The 17,426-nt window shown below is 59.1% G+C and carries 14 protein-coding genes and 1 pseudogene; 5 read left to right on the top strand and 10 right to left on the bottom strand.

Going from position 1 to position 17,426, the window contains the following annotated elements:
* Positions 1-166 precede the first annotated feature (166 nt).
* Together ASH01S_RS15635 and ASH01S_RS15630 are read right to left on the bottom strand one after the other, a co-directional pair.
* Positions 167-1,294 (bottom strand): helix-turn-helix transcriptional regulator, encoded by a 1,128-nt coding sequence (locus ASH01S_RS15635; protein ID WP_245629116.1) that lies wholly within the window; start codon positions 1,292-1,294, stop codon positions 167-169.
* A 395-nt stretch (positions 1,295-1,689) separates the two neighbouring features.
* Positions 1,690-3,363 carry an ABC transporter substrate-binding protein gene (locus ASH01S_RS15630; RefSeq protein ID WP_067929375.1) on the bottom strand — a complete coding sequence of 558 codons (1,674 nt, stop codon included), beginning with the start codon at positions 3,361-3,363 and terminating at the stop codon, positions 1,690-1,692.
* Between the two features lie 376 nt (positions 3,364-3,739).
* Between ASH01S_RS15630 and ASH01S_RS18980 the strand changes: the two genes are divergently transcribed.
* The 3 genes from ASH01S_RS18980 to ASH01S_RS15620 all read left to right on the top strand — a co-directional run bounded on the left by ASH01S_RS18980 (position 3,740) and on the right by ASH01S_RS15620 (position 4,799).
* Positions 3,740-4,225 carry a hypothetical protein gene (locus tag ASH01S_RS18980; RefSeq protein ID WP_067929374.1) on the top strand — a complete coding sequence of 162 codons (486 nt, stop codon included), beginning with the start codon at positions 3,740-3,742 and terminating at the stop codon, positions 4,223-4,225.
* A gap of 12 nt (positions 4,226-4,237) precedes the next feature.
* A complete protein-coding gene (locus ASH01S_RS18910; protein WP_169794260.1) occupies positions 4,238-4,387 on the top strand; it encodes a hypothetical protein in 150 nt (49 codons plus the stop codon).
* A 163-nt stretch (positions 4,388-4,550) separates the two neighbouring features.
* Positions 4,551-4,799: a heavy-metal-associated domain-containing protein gene (locus ASH01S_RS15620; protein ID WP_306302874.1), complete on the top strand. Its 249-nt coding sequence runs from the start codon at positions 4,551-4,553 to the stop codon at positions 4,797-4,799.
* A 15-nt stretch (positions 4,800-4,814) separates the two neighbouring features.
* Here the strand turns inward: ASH01S_RS15620 and ASH01S_RS15615 are convergent, their stop codons facing one another.
* The 4 genes and pseudogenes from ASH01S_RS15615 to ASH01S_RS15595 all read right to left on the bottom strand — a co-directional run bounded on the left by ASH01S_RS15615 (position 4,815) and on the right by ASH01S_RS15595 (position 12,757).
* The gene (locus ASH01S_RS15615) at positions 4,815-6,605 is read right to left on the bottom strand and encodes a PHP domain-containing protein (RefSeq protein WP_067929372.1); all 1,791 of its coding nucleotides are present in this window, start codon (positions 6,603-6,605) and stop codon (positions 4,815-4,817) included.
* 184 nt (positions 6,606-6,789) lie between these two features.
* Positions 6,790-10,074 (bottom strand): annotated as a pseudogene (cas12b, locus tag ASH01S_RS15610) (type V CRISPR-associated protein Cas12b).
* A gap of 546 nt (positions 10,075-10,620) precedes the next feature.
* On the bottom strand, positions 10,621-11,649 hold the full coding sequence (locus tag ASH01S_RS15600) for a zinc-dependent alcohol dehydrogenase family protein (RefSeq protein WP_245629115.1): 1,029 nt from the start codon (positions 11,647-11,649) through the stop codon (positions 10,621-10,623).
* Between the two features lie 253 nt (positions 11,650-11,902).
* Positions 11,903-12,757 (bottom strand): GntR family transcriptional regulator, encoded by an 855-nt coding sequence (locus ASH01S_RS15595; RefSeq protein WP_169794259.1) that lies wholly within the window; start codon positions 12,755-12,757, stop codon positions 11,903-11,905.
* A gap of 141 nt (positions 12,758-12,898) precedes the next feature.
* On the opposite strand from ASH01S_RS15595, the gene ASH01S_RS15590 reads away from it, so the two are divergent.
* Both ASH01S_RS15590 and ASH01S_RS15585 read left to right on the top strand, forming a co-directional pair.
* Positions 12,899-13,741: an SPFH domain-containing protein gene (locus ASH01S_RS15590; protein ID WP_067929368.1), complete on the top strand. Its 843-nt coding sequence runs from the start codon at positions 12,899-12,901 to the stop codon at positions 13,739-13,741.
* Between the two features lie 12 nt (positions 13,742-13,753).
* A complete protein-coding gene (locus tag ASH01S_RS15585) occupies positions 13,754-13,957 on the top strand; it encodes a type II toxin-antitoxin system antitoxin (protein WP_067929367.1) in 204 nt (67 codons plus the stop codon).
* An 80-nt stretch (positions 13,958-14,037) separates the two neighbouring features.
* Here ASH01S_RS15585 and ASH01S_RS15580 read toward each other — a convergent pair whose 3' ends face one another.
* From ASH01S_RS15580 to ASH01S_RS15565, 4 genes are all read right to left on the bottom strand, one after another.
* Positions 14,038-15,174, bottom strand: a complete 1,137-nt coding sequence (locus ASH01S_RS15580; protein ID WP_067929366.1) for an ABC transporter permease subunit — start codon at positions 15,172-15,174, stop codon at positions 14,038-14,040.
* Positions 15,146-16,045: an ABC transporter ATP-binding protein gene (locus tag ASH01S_RS15575; protein WP_067929365.1), complete on the bottom strand. Its 900-nt coding sequence runs from the start codon at positions 16,043-16,045 to the stop codon at positions 15,146-15,148. Before ASH01S_RS15575 ends, ASH01S_RS15580 begins: the two co-directional genes overlap by 29 nt.
* Complete coding sequence (locus tag ASH01S_RS15570) at positions 16,029-16,853, bottom strand: hypothetical protein (protein WP_067929364.1); 825 nt, start codon at positions 16,851-16,853, stop codon at positions 16,029-16,031. The genes ASH01S_RS15575 and ASH01S_RS15570 overlap by 17 nt, the downstream gene beginning before the upstream one ends.
* Positions 16,828-17,426: RNA polymerase sigma factor (locus ASH01S_RS15565; protein ID WP_067929363.1), on the bottom strand; the 599-nt coding region annotated here is incomplete at its 5' end. The genes ASH01S_RS15565 and ASH01S_RS15570, both read right to left, overlap by 26 nt.

Below are 17,426 nucleotides of genomic sequence, written 5' to 3'. Positions count from 1 at the left end.
CTCATCACGCGGCCGTTCCCACAACGGCGCAGGCATTCTCCTTCATTCAAACGATGCGCTTTTTTGCCGTCTATCGTCTGATCTGAACAAGGTTTTCCAAACTATTGTTCAACGTTATGAAGGCGCTTGCTCCCAAAGGCCGAAAGCCCACAAGACCGCAAACCGTTCAAACACCGCCCCGCTCGCGGTACTCCTTGGGGGTGACGCCGACGTGCCGCTTGAACAGTTTGTTGAAATAAGTGGCGTCCGGATATCCGACCCGTGCCCCCACCTCGTAGACCTTCAGACTCAAATCGTTCAATAGCAGGTCTTTCGCCTGGGCAAGGCGCGTCCGAATGATGTATTCATGCACCGTCATCCCCGTCTCCTGCTTGAACCGCTTGCTCAGGTGCCCCGCGCTCAGATAGACCCGAGCCGCCAGGTCCTCCAGCTCCAACTCCGACGCATACTCCGCTTCTATCCACTCCATCACCCGCAGCACCTGAATGCTTCGGCCCGCTGCCATTGCGTCCCGTGGCGTCTCCAACAACCCGCTCACAATCTCTTTTAGCCGCGCCTTCAGCGCCTCCAGCTTGCAGCACTCCGCGGCTATCCATTCCTGCCAGTCCTCCGGACGTCGCCACATCCGCGACGAACCCCCGCGAGGCCAGTGCGCCTGCGCCTGCATCAACACCACCACCTGCGCGCAGTACACCACCACCTCCCGCAGCGGCCAGTGCTCCTGCCGCATCACCGCGAACGCTTCGTCCAAAACCGACATTACCGCGCTCACGCTGCCTTCCGGCCACACTTGCAGCAGTTTGTCCAGGGCCCCCGCGCAGCCGCCCGTACTGCGAAACACCCTTGGCTCAGCCACGCTCACCCCCCGGCGCTCCAGCACGTTTTGGTTCAAACACCATAACGCCTGCTCCAACGCCCCAAGCCACTCATCCCAACGGGCCAACGGCAACGGGCCGCACAATCCGGCCAAGACGTTGCCGTCGCAGCACTCGCGCAGCCGTTTCTCAACCACCTGGCGCAGCGGCTCCATGGAGGCGGTCGACAGGGTCAACACAAAGCTCCGGCTGCCTTGCCACAGCACATGCAGCACCTCGGTGCGCGCCGTCTGCAGGGCATTCAAGAATGGGTAGATAGGAAACGGCTGTTGGCTGTGCACCGCCAGCACGGCCACGTCCGCCAACGGATTCACTTTGCCGAGCGCTTCCGTCACCGCCTGGAGGTCAATCTGCCAGGGCTCGGAAAACAGAATATCCTTGCGGCTCACAAACGGCACCGCTTGCATCGTATCGTCCATTCCGTTTCCCTCCCATACCGGCAGCTGCCGGACGGAGACCGCCATATCACCACTTCCTTTGGTTTGCGAGAGAAGGCGTCCGAAACCGCGATTCACCGACACTGGCACCCGATTTCATCACGCCGAACCAACATGTTAGGCTTGTTTGGCGAACATGGTGAAAGCGATTGCTTGGAGACATTATAGTACAGTTTTTCGGATCCAAAGAGGTGATAATAGTAGATTTATAGTCTTTTTATATTGTAATTTGCCAAACATAATAACAATTAGCTAACGGATGTTTTGACACGTAGCGGAGTCCCATCATAGTAGCGGACAACGCAGCCAATAAGACCGTCCGGAGCCCCGGCAAGACGAGCTCAGCAGGGCTCCGGACCAACGGTGCGAGATGTTCTTTAGGAACGAGGTTTGAGGTGCATCAGGACAATTTCCGGAGCCGGCCAGGCCCAAGCGGCCGGGGTCGCGTACGGATTGGACGCGGTCGGCCAGCCGGTGTAGTCGCTGTCGTTGTACTCGTACAGAGCTGGCCCCTCAAACAGGATAATGGTCGGCATCTTCTCGGCGATGATGCGCTCCACCTTGTACAGCGCCTGTTTCTGCGCCGCCTTATCCGTGGTGCTGGCGAACTCGCGCAGCGCTTGGTCGGTCGCCGGATCGCTCCAGCCGCCGTAGTTGTTGACCGCTCCAGTGGCAAACGAGGATTTGTAGATGTAATACGGGTTTGGCCCGTTCCCCGTGGAAACCAGCGCCAAGTCAAACTTGTGATTCTGCAGGGCCGACATATAGCCGCCGTACTGCTGCTGCTCCACCTGCAGCTGAATCCCAATCTTGCGCAGGTCTTGCATCAGGAGCTGCGCGTCGGCAATCCAGTCCGTCCAACCGGAGACGACCAGCAGCGAGAACGACAGGGGTTCCCCGTCCAGCGTCTCAAAGATGCCGTTCTTGTTCTTCTTGAACCCGGCCTGCTCCAACAGCCGCACGGCTTTTTGTGGATCATAGGTGAACCGCTGGTCCTGCTTAGGCAGATTCGGATCCAACCACTGCTTCATGGTCGGCATCAGCACGCCCGTCGGGTGGGCCGCCGGAAACAGCCCGTACTCGCCCTTTTGAATCAGCTCGCTGCGGTTGATGGCCATGCTGATGGCCTTGCGTACAGTGAGGTTGTTGAGAATCGGGTTTTTCAAGTTCGGCACCAGCTGCACGTCGTTGTTCGGCGCGCTCCAATATTTGTTGTGCGGGCTCTTGGATGTGTAGACCTTGTCGATGTTGGCAAAGAAGCAGCTGGCCCAGGTGACCTGACCGTTCGCCAAGGCCAGGTTCAGGCTGTCGTTGCTGCTGTATGCCGGAAACTCGATCTCCGGCACCGGCGGCTTGCCGAGGTAGTAATTCGGATTCGCCTTCAGCGTATACGATTGCGAAGAGAACGACGATAGCACATACGGACCCGTGCCGACCGGGTTCGGGTTGTTGTCCTTCTTCGGATCCTTGATGTGCTTCCAAATGTGTTCGGGCACAATCGGCGTTTCAAGGATGTACAGCGCAAACGGCACGTCCACGCGCTTGAAGTCGAAGACGACCTTGTCATCCCCCTGCGCCTTGACGTCCGCCAGCTCCTGCCAGACCCCGCTGCTGTCCAGCGCCGGGTTGCTTTTCATCAGGTTGAACGTGTACACCACGTCGCTGGCGCTGAACTTTTGCCCGTCACTCCATTTCACGCCCGAGCGCAGCGTGACCGTCAGTGTCTTGTTGCCGTTGCTCCACTGGGTGCTCTTGCCCAGCAGCGGATAACGTTGCGGCCCCACCCGGTTGTAGTAGAACATCGGTTCATAGATCAGCCCAATGGTGCCCCCGTTGCAGGCTGAACTTTGAAACGGGTTGAAATTGCGCTGAAAACTGCCGTAGGGAGAGGGCACCATGACCATGGTGGCGGCTTTTCCGCCGCCGGCCGCGGTGCCTTTGCCAGACCCAGACCCATTGCTATTGCCTCCGCTCGATCCGCACCCTGCAAGCGCTAACGTGACAGCTGCGACGGTGCCCAACGCGGCCCCCACTTTCCACTTCCGTTGCATCTTTACAACCCCCTCAACCAAACAAAGCGCCGCTTATCCTAACAAACTGGGCGTCCATCTGTTCGCCATTATACGCACCCTGTGGCGGCAAGACGAGGTTCTGAACTGGCGTTTCTGGTCCTTGTCAACCAAACATCGCGAAACTATCACGATTCTCCACAATTGTTGTCCTCTTTTTACGTGTCCATTATCTGGGACACAACGTGCTTGTAAGACCATCGAATCCTCAACGCAGGCGCAGGGTGGGTCGCGCCTGTGCGCCATGGGGACCGTCCACACGGCTGGAATGACGGCAGCATAATCTGCTCGAACCAAGACAGGAATCCTGCGCCGAAGAATTGTCGGACGGGCTGGCCAGAAGGATGGTGGATGCCAGATGCAGCCAAAGCACCGCCGCACCGCTGGCAAACGCGCCGTCGTGACAGGCATTTTGCGCGCCATCGACCTATGGACGGCCATCTTGCTGCTCACGGGCCAGGTGACCACCTCGGGTGTGTATTTGTCCTCGGGGGCGATATGGCTTAGCCTCTCTGGACCTGTGCTCGGCGGACCCCGGCAACAATCCGACTCAACCGCGGGCGGGCTGGTCCTCGACGCCATCGACGTCGTCACCGCGCTGCTGTTGGTTATAGGGCAAATCACCAACACCGGCCCCTGGATCTCGTCCGGCCGTCTCAGTTTGGTGCTCAGCGGACCGGCCTTTGGCAACTCCAATGTTCCCGTTGCCGCCAGCCCAACAGAGACCAGCGAGCGTGCCCGTGAATTTTTTGCCGATTTCGGCCGCGCCCTCATACAACGGGAGTTGCAACACGGCGGGCCGTCCTCCAATCTGGCGCTTGCACCCAGAAATGGCTTCGACTGAGGAGGAATCGACATGTTTTTGCACAAGATACCCGCCATCCGTGTGCCACAACCGGTCATCTACGCGGCTGCCATATTTTTGGGAACCTTTTACTTTTGGTTCACCCGACCGGCGGAAGAACCGGGAGACAAGGGCCCGCTGACGCGCACGCGAGAGATTTGAGGGGAGTCGTTTCCCTCCGGCTCACCTGGGCCGCAGAGGCGTTGTCCGGCACTATATGTAGCCACCCGTCCGATGGCCTTTGCCAGTCGGGTGGCTGAACGGGCGACACCCGGAGACGAGACCCGATTCGCTTGACGCTGGATACCATATGGGGGTATGCTGGATGACGAGTGGAACACCCATTCACTCAGAGGAGATGAAGACGATGGCGACGGCCACCATTACGGTCAAAGGCATGACCTGCAGCGGTTGTGTCCATGCAGTCACGCGCGCCCTGCAGGCAATTGACGGCGTGCAAAAGGCGGACGTGGACCTCGCCAGGGAGTGTGCCACCGTCACCTACGATGCAGGCCAGATCAGCGTCGAGACGTTGAGACAGGCGATTGAAGAGGCCGGTTACGACGCTTTGTGATGTGCCAAGCGGCGCCTACGCGCGCCGCTTTCTCTGTAGGCACGCCATCACTTCTTCGTACGGCAGGGTGTTGAGCACGTCCTCTTTGTATAACCAGCCGCGGCGGGCCATGCGGATGCCGTACTCCATGTAGTTGAACTCCGGTTCATGGTGCGCGTCTGTGTTGACGGGGACCTTCATGCCCCGCGATTTGGCCTCCCGCAGCAAGTCCTCCGCAATATCCAGGCGATTGGGATTGGCGTTCAGTTCAAACATCACCCCGAGTTCCAAAGCCCGCTGCAACAGACGGCCCGTGTCGAGGTCGCAGGCGGATCGCCGGCCTAACAGACGACCTGTCAGGTGGCCAATCATGTGCACAGCCGGGTGTTCTATCGCCGCCAGCACGCGTTCGGTCAACTGCGCACGGGGTTGGTGCAGGGCACTGTGCACCGACGCGATGACCAGATCCAGCTCCATCAACACTTCATCGGGCAGGTCGAGGCGCCCATCGGGCAGAATGTCCACCTCAATGCCGTGCAGGATTTTGATTCGGCTGTGCGCGCGCACCTGGGCGATTTCCCGCGCCTGCTGGCGCACGCGTTCCGGCGTCAGTCCGCCGGCGATGGTCAGTGATTGGGAGTGATCTGTGATGGCCACGTATTCGTACCCACGCGCCTCGGCTGCTTCCACCACTTGCTGAATGGACAGCAACCCATCGCTCCAGTTGGTGTGCACATGCAAGTCACCGCGAATGTCGGTCTGTTGGATGAGGTGCCCTACGTCGCACAAAACGCCTTTCCCTTCGCGCACCTCGGGCGGGTAAAAGGGCAGCCCGGCAAGGCGGTACACGTCAGACTCTTCGTGGACCGTGAGCTCCTTTCCCCCGCGCACGAGCCTCTCGTCGGCGGTCCACTGAATTCCGTTTTGTTCCAGGAAGGCCGCCACCAATCGCTGGTGTGTGGAGTCGCCGGTGGTACGCATCCACACCTGGGGGAAGCGTGCTGTTTCGACGGCGTATAGACGTACGCGCGCTGTCTCCCCTGCCCAAGGGACGGTCAGTTCCAGTGGTTGAAGATGAGATTGAGCGGGCTCGGCGACGGATAGCGTATCTCGATACGGCCTTTCGCTGGCAGGTCCTTGCCGCGCTGGGTCGCACCCATCCGAGGGAGACACAAGTTCACCCACGGACTGCGCCCACTCGTTCAGCCACCGTGTGTCGGTACATGCCACCGCCAGGTCGATGGTCGGCACCATGGTCACCATTCGGCGCGCAGCACCCGTCACAGCAGCCTCGTGAACACGCGGACAAGCCTTCAGTTGCTGCACAAGCTGACACGCCAGCGGCCACGCTGCAGCGATGGGGGTGGCGCGCTTGCGCTCGAGCAGCACGTCCAACTCTCTTCTCAGCCGCGCCAAGCGACTGACGCCCAGTCCCGGCACCTCGCGCAGAGCACCGGATGCCAGCGCCTGCTTCAGCTCTATCGAGGAACGGACCCCCATATCGTGGACGAGTCGGCGCGCCGTCTTCGGCCCAATCCCGGGCAGACGCAGCAGCTCCGCCGCCTCGACCGGTGTGGTGATGCGCATCCGGTCGAGCAACCCGCTCATGCCATGTTCCCGGAGCTCACGTACCATCGCCAAGGTCTCCCGCCCCACCCCGCGTATGCTGCCGGGCGGAAGCGCCAGAATTTCCTCTATCGCCAACGGAGATTCAAGAATCGCCTCGGCGGCCCGCTCATGCGCGCGAACGCGAAACGGATTCGCGCCCTCGATGGCCCACAGGTCGTTGGCCAAGCGCAGGCAGCGGACAATTTCCCGTTTGTTCATCCGGTCTTCATCCTGTCCATGGGCGTATCCCCCCGTATTGGCTAGGATGCCCCACATCCGGACGACCACAGGGAATATACCATTTTTACAACCCCCTCATCAGCGATTGAATACGGACAAAGCGAGTCGAGCGCCCTAGCTTTTTTGCCTGAGGAAGAACCTCCACTTCGCCCTGCCCGCGTCGCTACCTGCGCGCAGCGCGACGGCGTATGGTTGTGACGGCGTACGATTCCACTCGCTGGCCGACCTGGGACCAAAACTCATCTTGGCGCGTCCAGAGACCCTTGTTGATTTGCCCAGACGGATCACGAAAGAGGACGATGGCCCCAGCGCGCGAATCGTCGGCCTCCGTCAGCAACTCCATCCCCTCTGCCGATAGATATTCGAACACATACGGCCACAACACGTCATCCACGCGCCTGGTGGAGAAAAAGGTCACACCATCCTTGGACACCAATACCCTATGGCCATGCGCCGCCTCCCTGCTCTGGTTGGAGGCGCGAGACGCCTGCGCTGCCACCACGCCATCCGTCTTCACCTCTCCGTGCAGGCGCAGTTCGCCGATGTCGATGCTCTTCCATAGCCGACGCTGCAGGTTCTGCGCCGCGTTGACGCCGGCGTGCACCTGGCGGAAGTGCCCGTCCGCACACGGGGAAACCAAAAATTCGCCGTCTCCGGTCGGAATCACATCGTCCGCCCGCAACAGCCCACTGTCCAGCTGGTGACGTGCCAGAAACTCCGTGAGCCAGGGCGGAAGCGAATCAGCCGCTTCCCCGGCCAAGCGCGCTGGAACACGGCGGCAGCTCACCCCGGGGGCGCCCGTGCGGGCATCAAACCGGGACATAAAGGCGGCGCTGACCGTCCCTACCAACACATCGTGAACCCGAGCTTGCGAGGTCAGCTCCGCCAGCAGTTCCCGCTGCTCCCAGCCCATCGCTGACCCGCTGTCGCGCCGCGGCCTGCCGTGAGGGAACCGGCGGGCACTCGGTTCCTCAAGGACAATCAGCTGGCATGGCGGATGCTTGGCCACCCATCGCCTCTTTTTCCCTCCGTCGCTTTCGTACACATATCCCAAAGCCTCCATGAGGACGCGGTCGGCCCATTTTTTCAATCGATCCCGCTTGGCATTCTCGATGTGCTCCCGCAGGGAAGCAGCGAAGCGCGCTTCCCGCTGCACCTGCGCCACCCTACCGCTGGCCTGGGAGAACAAGGTCCAGCCCCGCAAGAACCGGTATTGCTGCTCCAGATACGCGATTTGGGCCCGTGAGTTGCCGCCAACCACATCCCGCCGATACCCTTTCACCTTGGGCTTGTCGCCGGAGCGCACCTGCTTTCGCCAAGCACGCACCTGCTGGCTCATGTGCCGCCATAACGTGGTGACCGCCTTGTCCACCAAGCACGTCCAGTCGGGATCGGGAACCTGGCCGTGGTGGGCCTGCAACTGGGCCAGTTCCGTTTCCAGCGCCTCCCGCCAGGAGGATGTGAGCCCATGGGCGGACTCCCGCTTCGCGTCCAGCAATCGCCGCCAGCTGCGCGCGCGGATCCGTTCGTCGGACGCCCGACAGCGCAGCAACAGCCACAGCACGCCGAGCTGGACGCGCAGCGAACGCAAGGCAGCTGCCCGATGCTCGCGCAGCTCACGCAGCCGCCTCGAATGGGTCTCTCCCGGCATGCGAATCCGCAGTGAGCGCTCATGCACCGCCACCCAGTCCAGCGTGCCGTGGATGGCGTAGTAGTGCAAGCTTCGGCCCTCGGCCGACTCCACCTCCGTGCGCTCGGCCACCCGAAACACGCTGGCACTGGCGGATGTCCCGAGGCCAGTATCTACACTCATCACCCGTAGTCCCGAAAGCAGCCCCGGCGCCCCGAGAATCCGGTCATCGGGGTGTTCTTGCAGATACGCAGCCAGCTTACCGGCTTGCACCTTGACCCGCAGATGATGGTCGTCCACTCGGAAGACAGCCGCGTAAGGCGGCAAGCGTCGTCCGCGGACCTGGCTGGGGCTTTGAACATGCACGCGGATATTCAGATACGCGTCTCCCGCTTCCTGGGCCGTCGGTGACGCTCCGACCAGCCGCTCGGCCGACGGACCCGGCCCGCGCCGCTCTTGCCCCCGGCGGGCCGCCCGTGCCAGCGCCTTACGCGCATATTGCAGCGTCGCGCCGATCCACTGGGCCGGAAACCCTGCCGGCTGCCCCGCATCTGTAAACCATAGGGCGATGCGGCTCTGCCCGTCCCGGCGCGGCCGCAGCTTGTCCAACTGGGCGGACGGCGCCACCGGTACCAGAACCGACTCCGTCTCCTGGGCAACCCCGTCCTGCTCGACCAGCATCCTCTGAAACCGCACCGCGTGGCGACCGGGACCAAAGTGGTCGAAGACCAGCTCGTATTTGTGCAGATTCGTGCCGTCACCGTGCTCAAACCGCGTCCAAACCGGGTCGACGCAGGGGTCCGGCAGCCTGAACGAGAGGACTCGCTCGGCTTGCTGCAATTTCCGCAAGACGCTGCTGTACAGCGCGTAGCATCGCAGGAACGTCGGGTCCTCTCGCCACAGCGGCTGATATCGCGGCTCCGCTAAACTCGCGAACAAGTCGTAGGAACCAAAGGTCCCCCGCCGCTCGGCCTGCGCTTGCCGAATCACCGCCTCATACTGGGCAAACGGAGCGTCCTTTGGCAACCACATCCACTGCGCAAACACCCTGTCCGCGCCGCGGAGCGCCCGTTCTGTGAGCCAAGCCCCCCTACCACGCTTGGCCGCGAATTCCTGCCCCGCCGCCTGCATGTCCGCCTCCAGCGCCCGCGCCAACTGCACCAAGTGCGGTCGCTCAGCAACATGCACCTGTTCCAACTTCGACTTCTGTTCCAGCAACCGGGCATATTTCTCGCCCGCGCGCCGGCTGTACACCTCTCAAACCGTCAGGCGCTCCAATGCTTGCTGAAACATGTCTCGGTCCCAAGTCCGTACACCTTGGGATTTGCCCAGCGGTTTCCACTCGATGTCCGCCCCGCACGTTTGGGTAAAGACCGCAAACAACGGCCTCAGCCCCAAGTCCTGCAACGATCCGAGGATACGCCGAGATGGATCTGCCGCCTTGCGCCGCTCGTACTCATCCCTCGCGGCCTGCCACCCAGGGTGCCCCTCCTCACGCATCTTTTTCCAAACCGGCTTTCGCCCCGATCTCGACTCGCCCTTCCCCCCTACCGAGTTGGCGTCGACCAGAGGGCTGAAAAAGTTTCTCGCCAACTGCAGAGCATCGGCCGCCTTGCCCCGCGACTGAGGCACCAAGGTTTCGTACAGCTCTCTGGCCAGAGCAAGCAACTCCGCATCCGTCCCCGGTAGGTCGTGACGGCCGTTACACCGCTGACGTTCGCGCAGCCGCCGCAGCAGCTCCCACTGACAATCTTGTGCTGTCAAGCGGGAGGTCAGCGTCCCGTCGGCCGCCCGCGGGCAGAAGCTCTCTTGCCGCATCAGACAGAGCCACTCTGCGTAGTAACGGACACCGGCGTTGGTCACCTTGTGCAACCGCCACAGCCCAGCTCTGATGTCGGGACGCGCCGACAGCCACAGTTTGACCCTGATAGACCTGATGGCCATCCCCTTACCCCCAACATCCGGTGTATAGTTGTCATTGAATCTTCTGTGCGGCGGTCTGCCACAACATTTTCTGTTCCATAATTCGTCAATTCGTCGTCCGTTCTTCCTATCCTTCACGTCAAGTTCCATTATTTCTATAATTATTCGTTTTTCTCCTATCCAACTCCTCGATCCGTACCCGGCAGAGTGTCGGGTGTCGGACACGCAACCTCCAAATCCCCAATCCTTGAAGGCCAGAATGCGATGCAAAAGACGCAGTTACGGAATTTTCCGCAGGCTGCCGCATGGCGGCCCAGCCAAAGAACGGGAGGAGAATCACTCTCCCCCCGTATGGATCGATCCGTTTGCAGCAACCTATCGATACGCACATGGTAACCTGGGACAACGGATGTCGCCCACCTACACACGCAGGCACATGCGCTACAACACGATTTGGGCCTTGAGCATGTTGGGGTCTTTCGGCTGGGCCAACAGTGCGGGCACCTCTTCCAGGGCAAGCGTGTGCGTGATCAGCGGCTTGACCTGGATGCGCCCTTCTTTCACCCAGCGGAACGCAGGGATGAAGGTGTTGTTAATCGCCATGGAGCCAATGATGGTCCAGTCCTTGTTGTACACCTGGAACGGATTCACCTGGATTGCGGAGGTTTGCGGAGCCACGCCAAACTGCAAGAATTTCGCGGTGGGCCCCATGTAGTTGAACTCCTGTTCAATAACCTGTGGAATGCCGGTCACATCGACCACCACATCAAAGCCGTCTGGATAGGCCTCGGTCAGGATGGCGGAAGCCTCGGACGCCACCACGCCCCGGGTGGCCCCCATCGACAGCGCGAGATCCACCTTCTTCTGGTCCACATCCACCACAACCAGTTCCGAGGCGCCCGCATGGGCGAGCGCTTGAACAAGTTGCAGACCCATGGCCCCGGCGCCAAACAACAAAATCCTGTCTCCCACTTGAACCTGAAGCCGGTTCATGCCATGGACGACACAGGCGACCGGTTCGATGAAGGCACCTTCCCCGTAAGACATGGTATCCGGGATTTTCACCACGTTCTTCACCGGTACTTTGACGAACTCAGCCATGGCCCCGTCCGTCGTATTGCCAAGCGCTCCCCAATTCCTGCATTGGTTGAAACGATTGGTCATGCACCGATCACAAGATCCGCAATACAGGGTGGGGTCTACCGCAACTCTGTCGCCCACTGCCAACCCACCGACCCCGTCCCCCAATTCGTGCACGACTCCAGAAAACTCATGACCGGGGATGATAGGATACGGAGATAGAAATTCCCCTTCGAAAATGTGATAATCGGTGCCGCAAATGCCGCAGGCTTTGACCTGGATGGTCACCTCGCCAGGCCCAGGAACAGGGTACGGGACGGTTTCCACGGAGGCTCGATGAGGCGCGTGAACGACCACAGCCTTCATAGTCGGAGTCATCTTTGAGGCCATTTCTCATTCTCCCCTTGCAATGAAATCGGTGTCATTCCAAGCCGGCGCTTTGCTCAGGACGCATCGCCCCCCTCCGGCGGACCGCATTGGTCTCCTTGCCAAACAGGCGAACCACCACAGCTACCAACAGCATAGCACCTATCACATCAAAAATGATGTGATACGCCGAGACATTGTGGATATGCGCATTGTATCATAGTTAGATCTATATTGTCTAGACAATATGGTCTTTGAAAATTGGCAGGCCCTGAGGCTATGTTGCCGAAGAGGAATCCTCCGGAGAACAGGAGTGGATACGTATTTGCGGGGACCCGGGCAGGGCCGAAATCGAAGGACCGGTCATCAGGTCCTGATTGCGAGCCTTGTACTCAGACGAAAATGTGATTTCGAATTCATCCGGAGGACAGTAAAGGATAGCGTGTTCAAACCATTTCTCTTGCTCCCCAAAGCTCAGTTTCTCCACACGCAGCAGGGGATCCCCTGGGCGAACGGACAGCTTGCGGGACACTGTGGTATCCGCAGCGGTGGCCCGGATGGAGAACTGCGCCTTCACAGGCCGTGTGTGGAAATGCTGCTCAAGTATGCGCAGCAGCGACACCTTGGCCAAATCGGCCGTGGATATCACAGGATAAAACTCGGCTGGAAAATAAGACACCTGGTACACCAGGGGGTGGTCGTTCAGAGTACGCAGTCTAACCAGTTCCACGACCTTCTCGTCTTCACCCACCACTCGCAGATTCTTTAGATAGGTTGGTGCATCCACCAGCTCTCTCAGCAGGATTATAGAATGCAAAATCTTCCCGGATAGATTGAGGTCTTCGAACAAGCTGAGGACCTCGTGCGAGTGTATGCTGTGCCGAATCCGACTCGGAGCCACAAAGGTCCCTCTTCCGCGATAGCGGACGAGAATGCCTTGGCGAATGAGTTCCTGCACAGCCTGCCGTACGGTCATCCGACTGACCTGGAATCGATTCGCCAATTCGATCTCTGTCGGAATTTGCATGCCTTCTCCGCGCGATATGTACTCTTCCAGCAGAATGTTCATGATCTGTTGATACAACGGTGTCGAAGAAGCTCTGTCGAGACGTCTGGCTGTGATTTTGGACACTCCATTCCATGATCCCGGCTTTCGTAAATCATACCACAACGGAAACGGCCGCATGCATGCAGCTTTGTCTCCATCGGCCCATTGACACTACATATCATGATGATATCATTACGATATTAACATTTCTCAATGGAGGTCCATATGAAAGAACGAACTGCAGTCGCATTGAACGGATACGCCGCCCTCCTCGTTTTGGCCGTCCTGCTTGTGTTCGGCATCGTGTCGTTGGTAACGGGTCACGTTCCCATCGGTGTCATCCTGCTGCTCATCTTCCTCCTGCTGGCGAGCGGCCTCCTTGTGGTACAGCCCAACGCGGGCTGCGCCATCGTCTTTTTCGGCCGCTATCTCGGCACCGTCAAAGACAGTGGCATTTGGCTGACCATTCCACTGGCGACACGCCGTACGGTGACCTTGCGTGTGAGAAATTTCAACAGCGACACGTTGAAGGTGAACGACAGTGAAGGAAACCCGGTGGAAATCGCTGCGGTGGTCGTGTACCGAGTGGTAGATTCCGCCAAGGCCCTGTTTGAAGTTGAAGACTATGAACAGTTCGTCGAGATTCAAAGTGAAACAGCGTTGCGGCATGTGGCCAGCCGCTACCCGTACGATTCCATGCACGAGGGCGCCCATTCTCTGCGCGGCAACGGGGAGGAGGTCGCGGCTGAACTGGCCCGCGAACTGCAGGACCGACTGGCCATCGCAGGTGTGGAGGTGATGGAAGCCCGCCTCACCCATCTCGCCTACGCGCCCGAAATTGCCGGCGTCATGCTGCAAAGGCAACAGGCGGCCGCCATTGTTTCCGCGCGGGAACGGATCGTCGAAGGAGCCGTGGGCATGGTGCAAATGGCGATTGCCAAGCTGGAGCAAGACGGGTTTATCGAATTGGATGAGGAACGCAAGGCCAATATGATCAACAATTTGATGGTGTCCATCACATCGGAGCGGGCGGCCCAGCCCATCATCAACGCGAGCACACTGTACTAGGGATGGCTCTTCATGTCGAAGAAGAAGCAGTTTTTGCTCCGACTGGATCCGGACCTGTACGACATCATCGCCCGCTGGGCCGAAGACGAACTCAGAAGCGTCAACGCGCACATGGAATTCTTGCTGCGCGACGCGGCCCGGTCGCACGGCAGACTGCCCCAGGGGCAGAGGAAAAGCGCACCCGGGAAGGACGTGGACGTCGATAAGGAAAGCTGAGCCCCACCTGCGGTGGGGCCGTCTCGGGTGCATCCTCCGTGGACACGACGGTTTTCAAGACCACCACACGCCCCGAGACCTTACGCGGGTTGATGGCGACAAAAGGAGCGATAGGTCAACAGCACAATCGGCACGCAGATCACAGCCGCCAACAGGAGAACGAGCACCGGGTACAGCACCGGATACCCGAAAACATCGTAGGCTTCGAACTTCACAAACAATCCGGAGACTTGCAGCAGCCCTGTATAGCTAAAGGAAAACACCTTATCGACCCAGATAGCCTGTGTGAACTGCCTCAACAGTTCGGGGAGAGCCAAGATCCCCGCTGCGAGGAAAAATGTCGTCAGCGAACTCGAGAACAAAGACGACAGCCAAAGGACGAGCAAACCAAACGCCATCCCGGCAAACCATTGGATGCCGGTCGACACAAGCAGGTAATGCCAGACGGACAGGTGAAACGGTGCGCCGTATAAAGGAATGCTCTGCAAAGGATAGTCCAGTCCTTGCGTACCAAAAAGGAGCAGGTTGGAAAGGACGTTGACGCTGAAGAGGATGCCCTGCATCACTGTGATATACAGAATGGACGCCAGCACCTTGGCCGTGACCAACGCCTCCCTGCCCCGCCTGGCAGGCAAGAGCAATCCTGCCGTGCCGTCAGCGTATTCCTTGGAGAAAACCGGTGAGAGCCCGACAAGGATCATAGCGCCGTAGATGACGAATCCATAGGTCTTCACAAAGTCCGCCGCCATGCTGCCACCGCTGGTAACATTCCCGCCGCCACCGATAAACGGCAGATTTCGATACATGTTGTATTCCAGGTTATACATCCGATATGCAAAGCCCGTGTTTCCTTCTCTTTGCAGCTTGTGGATGGTATGCTGGAGCATCTGGAAGACCGGTTTCTCTACGCTTCCCGAGGCGGAGTCTATGATGGCTTGATCGCGTTCAATCTCGTAGGATATATGGTCATACGCGGTCGTGCCCGGCTGCACCTCTTGTATCTGCTTCCGCAACCGGTTTGCTTCCCGCTTCGCTTGTGCCACCTGTTGGGCGGTGACTGGCGTGTTTTGGTAATCGTCCATGGGGTGGTGCGCAGCGACTGTGAAGACCTGCAGGGGCAGATAGACGCCCGCCACCATCACGGCGAGGAACACCCACAGGCTTGCGCGCGAGAACAACTTGTACGCTTCAAACCGTACGATGGAAAGAGACCTCATCGCCAACCGCTCCTTCCCCAAAATAGTAAAGGTACATATCCTCCAGTGTCGGAGCGGCCAGCTTGGCACCTGACGCAGGTTGGTCATCGGCCACAACACGCAACTCCACTCCCGCATCCGTATGGGACACGCTGCGCACCGGAAGGCGCTCTAGGTAAACCGGGGCCTCGGCCTGTGAACAGGTCAACGTCCAAACCTTCCCTTGCATCTGTTTGCGAAGACCTTCCGCCGTGCCCTCTGCCAGCAAACGACCGTCCCGTATCAGGACAATGCGCTGGGACACGAACTCCACATCCGACAAAATATGAGTGGACAGAATCACAATTCGGTCGATGGACATCCTGCTGATGAGGTTTCGGAAACGGATGCGTTCTTGGGGATCGAGCCCGGCCGTCGGCTCGTCAAGAATCAGAATCTGTGGATCATTCAAGAGGGCTTGGGCAATTCCAAGACGCTGCTTCATTCCCCCAGAAAACATCCTTATCTTGCGATGGCGCGCGTCTTGCAAATGAACTGCGCGCAAGGCCTCCTCGATGCGCTCCGCCGCCAGCGCCTTGTCCAATCCTTTCAATGCGGAGATGTACAACAAGAAACGCTCCGCCGTAAAATTTTTATACAGCCCGAAGCTCTGTGGCAAATAGCCCAATATGTCCCGATATCGTTCCCCCATCTGCACGATGTCTTCTCCATCCAACAGCACGCGCCCAGAGGACGGTTTGAGCACCCCGGCCATGATCCGCATCAACGTGCTCTTGCCGGATCCGTTAGGCCCCAACAGGCTGTGCACTCCTTTACTGAAGGTCACGTCGATACGGGAAAGAGCGGCCTGTCCCCGATGCACCTTGGACACGCCGTCAATCTGCAGCTTCAAGCCACACGCCTCCTTGTGCGCTCTGATACAGGCAACGCGTCTGCCAGCCTAACAGCGCGCAGCCCACGCACGCCAACAACACAAACAGGCCGGCGTTCAGGGACAGTAGCCAAGGCAAAACCTGGTGGCTTGTAAACACGCTGCCAACAGCGAGACCCCATGCGCACAGGACAACAGGAGCCACAACCCGGCCGCGAAACCTGGCGGTCAAAAACAGCATCAGGCTCGACATCCAGGTGAACGGCACCAGCCAGAAAAACACCACGCGCCACAGATCGCTCCCTGCCGTCCATGAGACGGCCAGAGAGATGAGCGAATCCAGCACGACGTTATAGACGCCGATAACGACCATGCGGGTCATCAACACCTCTGGCCGTGACATCTTGCAAGCCAATTCGATTTCAACCATGCCATTGTCCACGCCCTTCAAGAGTTCGACGACACCAAGAATACAGGGTATAGGAGCCAGCAGCAGCACGGCTTGATATGGATTCAACGCACTCTTTACGACAGCGAGGTACCCCACTGTGAATAACAGCAGACTCGCCAGCCAAAACCATGGTCCCAAATAGGCCGTTTGCACGGACAGCTTCCTCAGCGACCATGCCATGGAAGCCCAGTCACGAGGGGCATGCCGGACGCGCGGGAGTGCCCGAATGGTGCGGTCAATTGTGTTCTGAACGACCTCCTCTGGAGGAAAGTCAACCGTGTAGTGGTCCAGTGCCCGAGTCAACAGTTCAAAATCCGCCACATCGTCATTTTCGCGAAACACGCGTTCCCACTCATGAGTAGTCTCTGTGTCCACCAAATTCTTCACCTCCCGAAAGCTGCTGCCCCAATTTCTTCAGTCCTCGATACAGTCTCGACTTGACGGTGGACTCGCTGCAGCCTGCGATCTCGGCTATCTCTCGGATTTTCATGCCCTCAAAGTAGTGCAACACGATGGTGGCCCGCTGGTCCAGCGGCAACTCCATGAGCGCGCTGCGAATGGCCTGACGCTCATCGTTGTACTCCAACAACCGATATACATTGGCAGACTCGTCCGGGATTTCCTCATGAACTCCGATCCCCGCATCCTGCCGAGAACCCTTCGTGCTGCGATAAAAATCGATGCAATGATTGTAAGTAATGGAGGTCAGCCAACTTTTGAACTTTCCCGAAGCCCGGTAACGGCGAATTGATGTGGCAACCTTTACGAAAACCTCCTGTGTGAGATCACACGCCGCGTGGTAATCACCCGTTTTTCGATACACGATAGCAAACACAAATTTGTAATACCGGCGAATCAACACTTCCAGCGCCGCATTGCTCCCTTGCTGAACCTCCCGGACGAGGTCCTCGTCAGATGAATGCAAAGTATTCCCCACCCCTCCCTTCGTCG

Source organism: Alicyclobacillus shizuokensis NBRC 103103, from assembly GCF_001552255.1.
Lineage (GTDB): Bacteria > Bacillota > Bacilli > Alicyclobacillales > Alicyclobacillaceae > Alicyclobacillus_G > Alicyclobacillus_G shizuokensis.
Note: the sequence above shows the minus strand (reverse complement) of the source record. Positions and strands in the feature narration are given on the sequence as shown.

Bases quoted from the DNA above. Each gene is read 5' to 3' on its own strand.
- ASH01S_RS15590 (WP_067929368.1), top strand. From the start codon at position 12,899: ATGAAAGAACGAACTGCAGTCGCATTGAACGGATACGCCGCCCTCCTC.
- ASH01S_RS15630 (WP_067929375.1), bottom strand. From the start codon at position 3,363: ATGCAACGGAAGTGGAAAGTGGGGGCCGCGTTGGGCACCGTCGCAGCT.
- ASH01S_RS15615 (WP_067929372.1), bottom strand. From the start codon at position 6,605: ATGAACAAACGGGAAATTGTCCGCTGCCTGCGCTTGGCCAACGACCTG.
- ASH01S_RS15600 (WP_245629115.1), bottom strand. From the start codon at position 11,649: ATGGCCTCAAAGATGACTCCGACTATGAAGGCTGTGGTCGTTCACGCG.
- ASH01S_RS15585 (WP_067929367.1), top strand. From the start codon at position 13,754: ATGTCGAAGAAGAAGCAGTTTTTGCTCCGACTGGATCCGGACCTGTAC.
- ASH01S_RS18910 (WP_169794260.1), top strand. From the start codon at position 4,238: ATGTTTTTGCACAAGATACCCGCCATCCGTGTGCCACAACCGGTCATC.
- ASH01S_RS18980 (WP_067929374.1), top strand. From the start codon at position 3,740: ATGCAGCCAAAGCACCGCCGCACCGCTGGCAAACGCGCCGTCGTGACA.
- ASH01S_RS15620 (WP_306302874.1), top strand. From the start codon at position 4,551: ATGACGAGTGGAACACCCATTCACTCAGAGGAGATGAAGACGATGGCG.
- ASH01S_RS15580 (WP_067929366.1), bottom strand. From the start codon at position 15,174: ATGAGGTCTCTTTCCATCGTACGGTTTGAAGCGTACAAGTTGTTCTCG.
- ASH01S_RS15635 (WP_245629116.1), bottom strand. From the start codon at position 1,294: ATGGACGATACGATGCAAGCGGTGCCGTTTGTGAGCCGCAAGGATATT.